The sequence below is a fragment of the Ottowia sp. genome (genome assembly GCF_046348305.1).
Classification (GTDB): domain Bacteria; phylum Pseudomonadota; class Gammaproteobacteria; order Burkholderiales; family Burkholderiaceae_C; genus Ottowia.
Genome location: NZ_JAXMEM010000013.1, coordinates 47756 through 60696 on the forward strand (window position 1 = coordinate 47756; position 12941 = coordinate 60696).

Annotated in this window: 13 protein-coding genes; 10 read left to right on the forward strand and 3 right to left on the reverse strand. The window is 70.0% G+C overall.

Annotated features, from left to right (window positions below; genetic code table 11):
• The first annotated feature begins 62 nt into the window (after positions 1 to 62).
• Together U1F38_RS15270 and U1F38_RS15275 are read left to right on the forward strand one after the other, a co-directional pair.
• Positions 63 to 338: a type II toxin-antitoxin system Phd/YefM family antitoxin gene (locus U1F38_RS15270; protein ID WP_409987928.1), complete on the forward strand. Its 276-nt coding sequence runs from the start codon at positions 63 to 65 to the stop codon at positions 336 to 338.
• Positions 338 to 679: a type II toxin-antitoxin system RelE/ParE family toxin gene (locus U1F38_RS15275; RefSeq protein ID WP_409987929.1), complete on the forward strand. Its 342-nt coding sequence runs from the start codon at positions 338 to 340 to the stop codon at positions 677 to 679. Before U1F38_RS15270 ends, U1F38_RS15275 begins: the two co-directional genes overlap by 1 nt.
• A 24-nt stretch (positions 680 to 703) precedes the next feature.
• On the opposite strand, the gene argH is transcribed toward U1F38_RS15275, so the two are convergent.
• Entirely contained in the window at positions 704 to 2152 is a 1449-nt protein-coding gene (gene argH / locus U1F38_RS15280; RefSeq protein WP_409987930.1) for an argininosuccinate lyase, read from the reverse strand.
• A 98-nt stretch (positions 2153 to 2250) separates the two neighbouring features.
• Here argH and U1F38_RS15285 point away from each other — a divergent pair, with 98 nt between their 5' ends.
• The 8 genes from U1F38_RS15285 (at position 2251) to U1F38_RS15320 (ending at position 10256) form a co-directional block, all read left to right on the forward strand.
• Complete coding sequence (locus U1F38_RS15285) at positions 2251 to 3306, forward strand: sensor histidine kinase (protein ID WP_409987931.1); 1056 nt, start codon at positions 2251 to 2253, stop codon at positions 3304 to 3306.
• Positions 3303 to 4043: a LytR/AlgR family response regulator transcription factor gene (locus U1F38_RS15290; protein ID WP_409987932.1), complete on the forward strand. Its 741-nt coding sequence runs from the start codon at positions 3303 to 3305 to the stop codon at positions 4041 to 4043. Before U1F38_RS15285 ends, U1F38_RS15290 begins: the two co-directional genes overlap by 4 nt.
• 36 nt (positions 4044 to 4079) lie before the next feature.
• Positions 4080 to 4985, forward strand: coding sequence for a hydroxymethylbilane synthase (gene hemC, locus U1F38_RS15295; RefSeq protein WP_409987933.1), 906 nt, complete (start codon positions 4080 to 4082; stop codon positions 4983 to 4985).
• A 14-nt stretch (positions 4986 to 4999) separates the two neighbouring features.
• Positions 5000 to 5815 (forward strand): uroporphyrinogen-III synthase, encoded by an 816-nt coding sequence (locus tag U1F38_RS15300; protein ID WP_409987934.1) that lies wholly within the window; start codon positions 5000 to 5002, stop codon positions 5813 to 5815.
• Entirely contained in the window at positions 5812 to 6900 is a 1089-nt protein-coding gene (locus tag U1F38_RS15305; protein ID WP_409987935.1) for a uroporphyrinogen-III C-methyltransferase, read from the forward strand. Before U1F38_RS15300 ends, U1F38_RS15305 begins: the two co-directional genes overlap by 4 nt.
• 6 nt (positions 6901 to 6906) lie before the next feature.
• Positions 6907 to 8193, forward strand: coding sequence for a heme biosynthesis protein HemY (locus U1F38_RS15310; RefSeq protein WP_409987936.1), 1287 nt, complete (start codon positions 6907 to 6909; stop codon positions 8191 to 8193).
• A 177-nt stretch (positions 8194 to 8370) separates the two neighbouring features.
• Positions 8371 to 9099, forward strand: coding sequence for a FadR/GntR family transcriptional regulator (locus tag U1F38_RS15315; protein WP_409987937.1), 729 nt, complete (start codon positions 8371 to 8373; stop codon positions 9097 to 9099).
• A gap of 206 nt (positions 9100 to 9305) precedes the next feature.
• A complete protein-coding gene (locus tag U1F38_RS15320; RefSeq protein WP_409987938.1) occupies positions 9306 to 10256 on the forward strand; it encodes a Bug family tripartite tricarboxylate transporter substrate binding protein in 951 nt (316 codons plus the stop codon).
• 244 nt (positions 10257 to 10500) lie between these two features.
• On the opposite strand, the gene ahpF is transcribed toward U1F38_RS15320, so the two are convergent.
• A complete protein-coding gene (ahpF, locus tag U1F38_RS15325; protein WP_409987939.1) occupies positions 10501 to 12105 on the reverse strand; it encodes an alkyl hydroperoxide reductase subunit F in 1605 nt (534 codons plus the stop codon).
• Positions 12106 to 12331: 226 nt separating this feature from the next.
• Positions 12332 to 12901, reverse strand: coding sequence for an alkyl hydroperoxide reductase subunit C (gene ahpC / locus U1F38_RS15330; protein ID WP_409987940.1), 570 nt, complete (start codon positions 12899 to 12901; stop codon positions 12332 to 12334).
• Between the last annotated feature and the right edge of the window lie 40 nt (positions 12902 to 12941).

The window sequence follows — 12941 nt, forward strand, 5'->3', positions numbered from 1 at the left end:
TGCGGTAAGGCAAGACCATAAAATATCCATATTTGGTCTTTCACGTTCCCAGGGGGCCCCGCATGCACTACTCATCCCAGGTCAAGCCGATCAGCTACCTGAAAGCCAATGCCGCCGAGGTGCTGGCGGTTTTGACCGCGCAGCGCCAGCCTCTGGTCATCACGCAGAACGGGGAGGCCAAGGCCGTGTTGCAGGACGTGGCCTCGTACGAGGAAACGCAGGAGACCCTGGCCTTGCTGAAAATCCTGGCCTTGGGTCAGCAGCAGGTGGCTGCAGGCAAGCTGCAAGCCGTGGGCCAGGTGGTGGCGCGGCTGCGCGCCAAGGGCGCCCCGCGTTGATGGCCGAGGCGGCCCACGGCTTCGAGGTTTTGCTGACCGAGGGGGCGCAGCAGGACCTGGAGGCGATTTTTGACTACATCGCCGAGTTCGACAGCCTGGCCCACGCGCATCACGTGCTGGACGAATTGATGAAGGTGGCCCAGGGTCTTTCGCGATTTCCACACCGGGGCAGCTACCCCAGGGAGCTGGTTGGACTGGGCATCAAGGCCTATCGCCAGACTTTTTTCAAACCCTATCGCGTGATTTATCAGGTGTCCGAACGACAGGTGATCGTTCATCTGATTGCCGATGGTCGGCGTGACATGGTGTCGGTGCTGGCCCGGCGCCTGCTGGGAGCGTAAGGGAACGGCCCAAGCGCGGCGCGCTCAGGGCCTGGGCTCGCCCACCAGCCGCGTGCGGTGGCGTGCGATCTGGTGGCGCACCTGCGCCGGCGCGGTGCCGCCCAGCGTGCCCCGCGCATTCAGGCTGCCGCGCAGCGAGAGCACGTCGAACACGTCTTTTTCGATGGCGGGGTGAAAGCCCTGCAGCGTGGCCAGCGGCAGCTCGGACAAATCGCAGCCGTGCGACTGCGCGGCCTTGACGGCGTGGGCCACCGTTTCGTGCGCGTCGCGAAAGGGCAGGCCCTTCTTGACCAGGTAGTCGGCCAGGTCGGTGGCGGTGGCGTAGCCCTTTTGCGCGGCGGCCTGCATGGCGGCGGCATTCACCGTGATGCCGCCTTCCTTGGCGCCGGTCTGCGCGTTGCGCTGGCCGCCGATCATCTCGACGAAGATGCGCAGCGTGTCGCGCAGCGTGTCCACCGTGTCGAACAGCGGCTCCTTGTCTTCCTGGTTGTCCTTGTTGTAGGCCAGGGGCTGGCCTTTCATCAGCGTGATCAGGCCCATCAGGTGGCCGACCACGCGGCCGGTCTTGCCGCGCGCCAGCTCGGGCACGTCGGGGTTCTTCTTCTGCGGCATGATCGATGAGCCGGTGGTGAAGCGGTCGGCGATGCGGATGAAGGCGTAGTTCTGGCTCATCCATAAGATGAGTTCCTCGCTCATGCGGCTGACGTGCACCATCACCAGGCTGGCGGCGGCGGCAAATTCGATGGCGAAGTCGCGGTCGCTCACGGCGTCCAGGCTGTTCTGGCACACGCCTTCCATGCCCAGGGTGCGTGCCACGCGGGCGCGGTCCAGCGGGTAGGTGGTGCCGGCCAGGGCGGCGGCGCCCAGCGGCAGCTGGTTGACGCGCCGGCGCACGTCGCGCAGGCGCTCCTCGTCGCGGCTGAACATCTCCACGTAGGCCAGCAGGTGGTGCGCAAAGCTGACGGGCTGCGCCACCTGCAGGTGCGTGAAGCCGGGCAGGATGACCTCGACGTTGGGCTCGGCGACTTCCAGCAGCGCGCCTTGCAGCTCGCGCAGCAGGCCGATCAGCAGATCGATCTCGCCGCGCAGCCACAGGCGGATGTCGGTGGCCACCTGGTCGTTGCGGCTGCGGCCGGTGTGCAGGCGCTTGCCGGCATCGCCCACCAGCGTGGTCAGGCGCGCCTCGATGTTCAGGTGCACGTCCTCCAGCGCCAGCTTCCAGTCGAACTCGCCGCGCTCGATCTCGCCGCGGATTTGCGTGAGGCCCCGCTCGATGTCGGCCCGGTCCTGCGCGCTGATGATGCCTTGCGCGGCCAGCATCTCGGCGTGCGCCAGGCTGCCGGCGATGTCGGCCGCGGCCAGGCGCTGGTCGAAGAACACGCTGGCGGTGTAGCGCTGCACCAGCTCGCTCATCGGTTCGGAAAACAGCGCGGACCAGGCTTGGGATTTGGTGTCGAGTTGGTTGGCGGACATGGTGGGTGGAAAAGGGTTGCGGGCACGCATCGGCGCCGCATGAACGGCAGCTTGCGCCCGATCAATGGCGCTGGCGGGGCCCTACACTGGGCGGACTCATGAAGGACTCGCAAATTCTATCGACCCTGACCGACCGCTGGGTTCCGCCGCCGGCGCCGGTGCCCGCGCCGGTGCTGGTGTTCGACGCCTGCGAGGTCGGCGTGATCCTGCGCGCCGTGCTGTATGTGGAGGCGGTGCTGGCCGTGGCCCTGATGTACGGCGCCGGCGGGCCCGCCGACTGGATTGCCGCCGTGGCGCTGGCCACCGGCGCCGCGCTGCCGGCCACGCTGCTGTGGCTGGTGGTGGGCTGCGCGCTCAAGCGCCCGTTGGCCCGATTGGGGGCCGCGGCGCAGATGAGCGCCGGCGTGGCGCTGGGGGCGCTGGCGGGCGTTTATGCGGCCGGCATGCTGGCGTTGACGGGCCTGCTGGCCTCGCCCGCATGGCTGGCCAGCGCCTGCACCGGCGCGCTGCTGGCGGCGGGGCTGGTGGCGGGCCTCATGTGGCGCGCGCGCGGGCGCCTGCCGGCGGCCACCACGGCGCGCCTGGCCGAGCTGCAGGCGCGCATCCGCCCGCACTTTCTGTTCAACACGCTCAACAGCGCGATTGCCCTGGTGCGCGAAGAACCGGCCAAGGCCGAGGAGGTGCTGGCCGATTTGTCCGACCTGTTTCGCCACGCGCTGGCCGACCAGCAGGGCGCCTCCACCGTGGGGCAGGAGATCGAGCTGGCGCGCCGCTACCTGGCCATCGAGCAGGTGCGTTTTGGCGAGCGCCTGCGCGTGGAATGGGCGCTGGACCCGCGCGTGCGCGCCGCCCGGCTGCCGCCGCTGATCCTGCAGCCGCTGGTGGAAAACGCCGTCATCCACGGCGTGGAGCCCAGCACGCGCGGCGCGCAGTTGCGCGTCTCCACCCAGCTGCGCGGCGGGCGAGCGCTGATCAAGGTGACCAACAGCGTGCCGGCCGGGCAGGGCCGCGCCGGCCACGGCATTGCGCTTGCCAACGTGCGCGACCGCCTGCGCCTGCTGCACGACCTGCAAGGCAGCTTTCGCACCGCGCTGGTGGACGACGTCTATCAGGCGCGCATCGAGGTGCCGATGCCGGCGCCGGAGCGCTCATGACGCTGCGCGTGCTGATCGTCGATGACGAAGCCCTGGCGCGCGCGCGCCTGCGCACGCTGCTGGGCGAGTGCCGCGAGCCGCCGGCCCTGGTGGCGGGCGAGGCGGCCAACGCCGCCGACGCCATGAGCCTGCTGGCGCGCCAGCGCTTTGACGTGGCGCTGCTGGACATCCACCTGCCCGGTGCCGACGGCATGCAGCTGGCCGCGGCCCTGCGCGATGTGCCCGCGCCGCCGGCGGTGGTGTTCGTCACCGCCCACACCGACTACGCGGTGCAGGCCTTCGACATCGCCGCGGCGGACTATCTGACCAAGCCCGTGCGCCTGGAGCGACTGCAAGCGGCACTACAAAAAGTGAAGCGTCTTGCGCCCGTGGATCAAGCGCCAGAGCCCGATTTCGATCAAAAATGGCTGCTCATCAGCGAACGCGGGCGCACCCTGCGCGTGCCGGTGGCGGACGTGCTGTACCTGCGCGCCGAGCTCAAGTACGTCACGGTGCGAACGGCCGCGGCCAGCCACGTGCTGGACGGCAGCCTGAGCCAGCTGGAGGAACGCTTTGCCGAGCGCTTCGTGCGCATCCACCGCAACGCCCTGGTGGCGCGCCACGCCATGCGCGCGCTGGTGCGCCACGTCGATGTGGAAGAGGGCGAGGGCTGGGCCGTGCAACTGGCCGGCGTGGACGAGGTGCTGGCGGTCTCGCGCCGGCAGCTGTCGGCGGTGCGGGCGGCGCTGGGGCAGTGACCGGGGCAGCGACGGCGCTCCTGTAGCATCGGCGTCATGTCGATTCCGATCACCATCGCCACCCGTGAAAGCCGCCTGGCCCTGTGGCAGGCCGAGCACGTCAAGGCGCTGCTCGAGCAGCGCGGCCACCCCGTCACCCTGCTGGGCATGACCACCCGCGGCGACCAGATCCTGGACCGCAGCCTGTCCAAGGTGGGCGGCAAGGGGCTGTTCGTCAAGGAGCTCGAAACCGCGCTGGAAGAAGGCCGCGCCGACATCGCCGTGCATTCGCTCAAGGACGTGCCCATGGAGCTGCCCGCGGGCTTTGCGCTGGCCTGCGTGATGGCGCGCGAAGACCCGCGCGACGCCTGGGTGTCGCCCCAATACGCTCGCCTGGAGGACTTGCCCCAGGGCGCCGTCGTCGGCACCTCCAGCCTGCGCCGCACCGTGCTGCTTCGCGCGCTGCGGCCCGACCTGCGCATCGAGCCCCTGCGCGGCAACCTGGACACCCGTCTGCGCAAGCTGGACGAAGGGCAGTACGCCGGCATCGTGCTGGCGGCCGCCGGCCTGAAGCGCCTGGGCCTGGCCGCGCGTATTCGCCACACTTTCGACACCGCGCAGATGCTGCCGGCCGCCGGGCAGGGCGCCCTGGGCATCGAAGTGCGCGCCGGCCGTGCTGATCTGCTGGCAGCGCTGGCGCCCCTGGCCGATGCGCACGCGTGGCTGACGACCGCCGCCGAGCGCGCCGTCAGCCGCGCCATGGGCGGCAGCTGCTCCATGCCGCTGGCCGCGCACGCCACGCTGGAGGCCGGCCAGATGCACCTGCGCGCCGCCTGGGGCGAGCCCGAGGGCGCGCCGCAGCTGGTGCGCACCGACGAGCGCGCCACGATTCGCAGCCCGGCCGATGCCCAGGCCCTGGGCGAGCGCGTTGCCGCCGCCTTGCGCGCCGCCGGCGCGCATTGACCCGGGCTGATCCCGTGGCCAGCGTGCGCGTGCTCGTCACCCGCCCGGCGCACGACGCCGCCGAATGGGTGCGCCGCCTGAGCGAGCACGGCATCGCCGCCGAGGCGCTGCCCCTGATCGACATCGCGCCAGAGCCCCCCAGCCCGGCCCTGCGCGCCGCCCGCCAGCACCTGGCCGACTACGACGCCGCCATGTTCGTCAGCGGCAATGCCGTCACCCACTTCAAATTGGGGTCAGATCAGCTTTTTTTTGAGACAAAATCTGCGGTTGCGCAATTGGATCAAGCGCGAGCAGCTATCAAAACGAGAGCTTGGTCGCCGGGCCCCGGCACCACGGCGGCGCTGCTGCGCGCCGGTTGGCCGGCCGCGCGCGTCGACGCGCCGGCGCCGGATGCCGGCCAGTTCGACTCGGAAGCGCTGTGGGCGCGCGTGGCCCCGCAGGTGCATGCCGGCGTGCGCGTGCTGCTGGTGCGCGGCGGCGATGCCGAGGGACGCGCCGCCGGCCGCGACTGGTTGCGCGAGCGCCTGGCCGAAGCGGCGGCGCAGGTGGACACCGTGGTGGTCTATCGCCGGCGCGCGCCCGTGCTCGATGGGGCGCAGGCGCAGCGTGCCCGCGCCGCCGCGGCCGACGGCACGATCTGGCTGTTCAGCAGCGCCGAGGCGATCGCCAACCTGCGGCAATGCCTGGCGGATGTCGACTGGCGCGCCGCGCGCGCGCTGGCCACGCACCCGCGCATCGGCGCGGCGGCGCGCGCGGCCGGTTTTGGCGTGGTGCTGGACACCCGCCCAAGCCTCGACGACGTGAGGGCGTCGATAGAATCGCTGGCATGAATCCCGAGCCCGCGCCCGCCGCCCCAGCCGCCGATGCCGCGCTGCCCGTGGCGCCGGGGCCCATGCCGGCGCCGCCGGTGCGCCCGCATGCGGCGCTGCCGGGGCCCGGCTTGCTGCTGGCCTGGGCTTTGGCGGCGCTGGCGCTGGTGGTCGTGGCGCTGCTGTGGCAGAAGGTGTCGTCCATGCAAGAGCAACTGGCGCGCCAGAGCGCCGAGGCCAGCAGCGGTGCGGTGGAGGCGCGCACCCTGGCGCGCCAGGCCGACACCGACGTGCGCGACGCGCTCGGCAAGCTGGCGGCGCTGGACGGCCGCGTGAGCGACCTGGCCGCGTATCGCGCGCAGATGGAAGAGCTGGTGCAAAGCGTGGCGCGTGCGCGCGACGAAAACCTGGCGGTCGATCTGGAGTCGGCCGTGCGCGTGGCGCAGGACCAGGCCCAGCTCACCGGCAGCGTGCAGCCCTTGCTGGCGGCCCTGCGCACCGCCGAGCGCCGCCTGGCGCGCAGCAGCGACCCGCGCCTGGCGCCGGTGGCGCGAGCGGTGGCGCGCGACCTGGAGCGCGTCAAGAAAGCCAACCTCGCCGACACCGCCGGCCTGCTGGCGCGCATCGACCAGTTGCTGCGCGAGGTCGATGAACTGCCGATGGCCAACGCCGTCGGCCCGCAACGCAGTGGCGCCACCAGCCGCGAGCGCGCGGCGCCGGCAGAGGCCGCGCCCAGCTGGTGGGAGCGCCTGGGCCGCATCTTCTGGGACGAAACCCGCGACCTGCTGCGCGTCAGCCGCATCGAGCGCCCCGACGCCGCCCTGCTCAGCCCCGACCAGGCCTTCTTCGTGCGCGAGAACCTCAAGCTGCGCCTGCAGGGCGCGCGCCTGGCCATTCTGGCGCGCCAGTACGAGGCCGCGCGCGCCGACCTGGCCGCGGCCGCCACGTCGCTGGGCACCTGGTTCGACCCGAGCGCGCGCCGCACGCAGGCCGCCGCCACGCTGCTGCAGCGCATCCGCGCCGAGACGCGCGACGCCGACCTGCCGCGCGTGGACGACACCCTCGTCGCACTGGGCCAGGCCGCCGCCGTGGCGTCGCCGCGCTGACCGCCCATGCGTGCCACCCTCTGGTTGATTGGCCTGTTTGCCGCGGCGGTCGCGCTGGCCCTGTTCGCGGGCGGCAACCCGGGCACGGTCACGGTGTTCTGGCCGCCGCACCGGATCGATCTGTCGGTCAACCTGGTGCTGCTGCTGGCGCTGTTGCTGTTTGCGCTGCTGTACGGCGCGCTGCGCACCGTGGCGGCGCTGCTGGAGCTGCCCCGCCAGGCGCGGCGCTGGCGCGTGCAGCAGCGCGAACGCGCCACCAACGCCCTGCTGCTCGACGCGCGCGTGCAGTTCACCGCCGGGCGCTACCTGCGCGCGCGCAAGGCCGCCGAATCGGTGCTGGCGCGCACGCAGGCCGCGAGCGCGCAGCGGCCCGACAACCCCGCGCTGATCGGGCTGCGCACGCTGGCCAACCTGACGGCCGCCGAAAGCGCGCACGCCCTGCAGGACGAGTCCAACCGCAACCGCTTTCTGGATGCCGCCCTGGCCACCGCCACCACCCCCGGCGCCCACGCCGAGCTGCGCGAGGCCGTGCTGCTGCGCGCGGCGCAATGGGCCGTCAGCACCCAGGATCCTGCCGGCGCGCTGGCGCGGCTGGCCGAGCTGCCCACGGGCGCCCAGCGCCGCACGGCCGCGCTGCGCATCAAGCTCAAGGCCGCGCGCCAGGCCGGGCACATCACCGACGCGATGGAAACCGCACGCCTGCTGGCCAAGCACCGCGCCTTTTCTGCGCAAGCCGCCGCCAGCCTGATGCGCGGCCTGGCCGGTGAGCAAATCGCCCGCGCCTACGACGCCCCCGAGCTGCAAGCCATCTGGGCCGCGCTCAGCCCCACCGAGCGCGCCATGCCCGAGCTGGCCCTGCGCGCCGCGCAGCGCCTGCTGGACCTGAACGGCAGCGCCGCGCTGGCCCGCAACTGGCTGACGCCCGTTTGGGAGCAAGCCCTGGCCGGCCCCGGCACGTTGACCGATGCCCAGCAGGTGCGCCTGGCCCATGCGCTGGAACAAGCCCTGGCTGCAGACGGCGAGGACGCCGGCGCCGACACCGAATGGCTGGCCCGCATCGAGTCGGCGCAGCAAGCCCATCCGCACGACGCCACGCTGCAATACCTGGCCGGCATGGCCTGCCTGCAACGCGGCCTGTGGGGCCGCGCCCAGTTGCTGCTGGCGCAAGCCGCCCGCACGCTGGACGACGCCGGGTTGCGCCGCAACGCCTGGCGCGCGCAGGCGCGGCTGGCCGAGGAGCGGGGCGACGAAGACGCGGCGGCGCGGGCGTGGCGGCAGGCGGCCCAAGGCTGAACGACGGGGCTTGCCGGCAGGCCCGGTGTCGGCGGGGATTTTCGGCGGCAGCGGGTAGCGGGCCATTGACGGCGGCATGCCATGCATCCCGGCTCGCGATGCCGACAAGCCGCAGCATGTCACGACGATTTTGTGATACGACGTCACAAATCGTACTTTCGTGACTATGATGCGCGCATGGTGATTGCCCATCGTCCACCCCGCAGTCGGCCGCGCTCCCTGACGGTCGAGGTGGTCGAGGCCGTGGGCGACCGCATTCTGGACGGCAGCCTGGCGGCCGGTGCCAAGCTGCCGCGCGAGGCCGATCTGATGGCCGAATTCGGCGTCAGCCGCACCGTGGTGCGCGAGGCCATGTCGCGCCTGCAGGCGGCCGGCATGGTGTCCACGCGGCATGGCGTGGGGACTTTCGTGGTGGGCCCCGGCGACGCTGCGGCGTTTCGCATCGGACCGGATCAACTGGCCACGCTGCAGGACGTGGTCGACGTGCTGGAGTTGCGCATTGCGCTGGAGACCGAATGCGCCGGCCTGGCGGCGGCGCGCCGCAGCGAAGCCCAGTTGCAAGCCGTGCGCGAAGCCCTGAAGGCCTTCGTGACGGCGCTGCAGTCGGGGCAGGACGCGGTGACCGCCGACTTCCAGTTTCACCTGGAGATCGCGCGCGCCACGCAGAACCGGCATTTTGTCGAGTTGATGGGCACGCTGGGCCTGAGCATGATTCCACGCGCGCGCCTGGCCGACGAAGAGGGCCTCATGGCCGGGCAAGCGGCCTACCTGGCGCGCATCAACGCCGAGCACCAGAGCGTGCTGGACGCCATTGAACGCCAGGACGTGGAGGGTGCGCGCGCCGCCATGCGCACGCACCTGGTCAACAGCCGGCAACGCCGTCAGCAGGCTGCGCAAGCCCGCTGAACCCAACGTCCGATCAGGGTCGAGCGCGAAATCAGGGTTTGTGCCTACATGCGCATCGCCGACAGGTTGTACGATGTCATACCAATAAAGGATCAGAAGACCACGATCCGGAACGCACCCGGGGCGGTGCCGACAACCCGATTGCCGGCCCTGCCGCTGACCCATTCATTGGCCGCCCGGCCCATCCTCAACCAAGGAGACACACCATGAAGAAAGCGCTTGCCAGCATCGTTCTGGGCCTGGCCAGTGCGGCCGCCTTTGCCTGGCCGACCAAGACGGTCACCATCGTGGTGCCATTCCCGCCTGAGGGTTCCACCGACATGATTGCCCGCATCATCTCGGCCCAGTTGGGCGCCAAGATCGGCGGCACCGTGGTGGTGGACAACAAGGGCGGCGCCACCGGCACCATCGGCACTGCGCAGGTCGCGCGCAGCGCACCGGACGGCTACACGCTGCTGGTGTCCTCGCTGGGCCCGTTCGTGATCGCGCCGCACCTGATGAAGGTGCAGTATGACGCGCTGAAGGACCTGGACCCGATCACCGTGGCCGTGCAGGCGCCCAACGTGCTGGTGGTGCCGGCCGCATCCAGGCTCAAGTCGCTGGCCGAGGTGCTGGCCTACCTCAAGGCCAATCCGGGCAAGATGTCCTTTGCCTCCTCGGGCGCGGGCAGCAGCGACCACCTGACGGCCGAGCTGTTCTGGCAGCAAACGGGCACCAGCGGCCTGCACGTGCCCTACAAGGGCGGCGGGCCGGTGATGACCGACCTGCTGGGCAACCAGGTCGATTCGTCCTTCATGAACATCAACACCGCCATGCCGCAGATCAAGGCGGGCAAGCTGCGTGCGCTGGTCATCACCGGCGACAAGCGCTCGCCGCTGCTGCCCGACGTGCCCACGCTGCAGGAAAGCGGCGTCAAGGGCGCGGACGTTTATTCGTGGCAGGCGGTGGCCGGCCCGCACGGGCTGCCGGCCGACGTCAAGGCCAGGCTGCACAAGGCCATTGTCGAGATCCTGAGCGAGCCAGCCACCAAGGCCAAGCTGCTGGACCTGGGCTTCGAGATGGTGCTGAACTCGCCCGCCGAATTCGCCAAATACCAGGCGGACGAATACAGCCGCTGGAAAAAGCTGATCACCGAGCGCAAGATCACGGCGGATTGACCTGCATCTCAGTTGTCCATGGCGCTGCGCGCCACCCGCAGCCGATGAAACGCAAAGGGCCAAATGGCCGCGGAGCAGGCCAAGCCAGCGATCGCCGCGGAAGGGCTTGGCCCGCCCGCTGGCGATGCCCCCTGCAAGGGGGTGGGCGGAACATCGCGCAGCGAGTGGAGACTGGGGGTGTTTCATCTCAGCGCAACAAAAGCCCGCCAGCTGGCGGGCTTTTTTGCTCACGGCCTGTGATGCGTCAGGCGATGGCGTGCTCGGATGGCGTCACAGCCTGCTTGGCGGGCGCCGGCGTGCGGATCAGGTAGTCGAAGGCGCTGAGCGCGGCCGTGGAGCCCGCGCCCGCCGCCACCACGATCTGCTTGTAGGGCACGGTGGTGCAGTCGCCGGCGGCAAACACGCCGGGCACGTTGGTTTCGCCGCGCGCGTTGACTTCAATCTCGCCGAACTTGCTGCGCTTGACGGTCTCGCCCAGCCACTCGGTGTTGGGCACCAGGCCGATCTGCACGAACACGCCTTCCAGGTCGACGCGGGCATCCGTGCCGTCGCCGCGGTGCTTGAAGGCCAGGCCGCTGACCTTGCCATCGGTGCCGGTGATCTCGGTGGTCTGCGCGTTGGTGTGCACCGTCACGTTGGGCAGGCTTTTCAGCTTCTTGATCAACACCGCGTCGGCCTTCATCTCGGGCATGAACTCGAGCACGGTGACGTGCCTGACCACGCCGGCCAGGTCGATCGCCGCCTCGACACCCGAGTTGCCGCCGCCGATCACGGCCACGTCCTTGCCCTTGAAGAGCGGGCCGTCGCAGCTGGGGCAGTAGGCCACGCCCTTGGTCTTGTATTCCTCTTCGCCGGGCACGCCCACGTTGCGCCAGCGCGCGCCGGTGGCCAGGATGATGCTGCGGCTTTGCAACGTGCCGCCATTGCCCAGCCTGACGGTGATCAGGCCGCCGGGCTGCTCGGCCGGCACCAGCGCAGCCACGCTTTGCGCTGTGATGATGTCCACCTCGTAGTCGCGCACATGGCGTTCGAGTGCGCTGGCGTATTCGGGCCCGGTGGTGTGCGACAGGCCCGGGTAGTTGGCGATGTCCAGCGTGTCGTTGACCTGGCCGCCGAAGCGCTCGGTGACGATGCCCGTGCGGATGCCCTTGCGCGCCGTGTAGATGGCTGCGGCTGCGCCGGCCGGGCCGCCGCCGATGATCAGCACCTCGAACGACGCCTTGGCCGACAGCTTGGCGGCATCGCGCGTGGCGGCGCCGCTGTCCACCTTTTGCAGGATTTCTTCCAGCGAGGTGCGGCCGCCGTGGAACATCTTGCCGCCTTCGAACACGGTGGGCACGCCCATGATCTCGCGCGCCTCGATTTCCTTCTGGAACATGCCGCCGTCGATGACGGTGGTCTTGATGCGCGGGTTGAGGATGGACATGAGCGAGAGCGCCTGCACCACGTCCGGGCAGTTGTGGCAGGACAGGCTCATGTAGACCTCGAAGTCCAGGTCCTGGTCCAGCGCCTTGATCTGCTCGATGACCTCCGGTTCGACCTTGGGCGGGTGCCCGCCCGTCCACAGCAGCGCCAGGATCAGCGAGGTGAACTCGTGCCCCATGGGGATGGCGGCAAAGCGCAGTTGCGTGCCGCTGCCCGGGCGCGCGAGGGTGAAGGAGGGCACGCGCGCATCCTGGCCATCGGTGCGCAGTGTGATCTTGTCGTTGCGCAGGTTGGCGATTTCTTCGAGCAGCTCGCGCATCTCGGCGGACTTGGCGTCATCGCCCAGGGTCGCCACCATCTCGAACGGCTCTTGCACACGCTCCAGGTAGGCTGCGAGTTGTTGCTTGATGTCTGGGTCCAACATGGTGGTTACTCCTTGTTTGATAGCTGCCTGCGCCGATTCGGCGGGCGCAAGCGGCTGATTTGTTCAAAAAAAAGCCGAACGGCAGGGCGCGTGCGCCCCGTCGCCGTTCGGCGGTGGTTTGCGCCTCACCCCGCTGCCTTTTTCGGGGCACCCGTGGAGCGGGCTTTGCCCGGCCACTGGGTGCGCCCCTTGAGGGGAGGCGAGCGCAACTCGCTTCGGGGTGGTTTTAAATCTTTCCGACCAGGTCGATCGAGGGCTTCAGCGTCTTCTCGCCTTCCTTCCACTTGGCCGGGCACACCTCGTCGGGGTGCGCGGCGGTGTACCGGGCGGCTTTCAGCTTGCGCAAGGTCTCGCTCACGTCGCGGGCGATTTCGTTGGAATGCACTTCCATCGTCTTGATGGTGCCGCTGGGGTCGATCACGAAGGTGCCGCGCAGCGCCAGACCTTCTTCCTCGATGTGCACGCCGAAGTTGTGGGTCAGTTGGTGCGTGGGGTCGCCCACCAGGAAGAACTTGGCCTTGCCCACGGCGTCGGACGTCTCGTGCCACACCTTGTGGCTGAAATGCGTGTCGGTGGTGACGACGAACACCTCGGCGCCCAGCTTCTGGAACTCGGCGTAGTGCTCGGCCGCGTCCTCGATCTCGGTCGGGCAGTTGAAGGTGAAGGCCGCCGGCATGAAGATCACGACCGACCAGGTCTTGCCGTTGCTGAAGTTCTTCTCGGTGACTTCCTCGAACTTGCCGTTGTGGAAGGCCTGGGTCTTGAAGGGCAGGACCTTGGTGTTGATCAGGGACATGGGGAGTTCTCCTTGGGTTGATGAAACGGGATGACTGAAG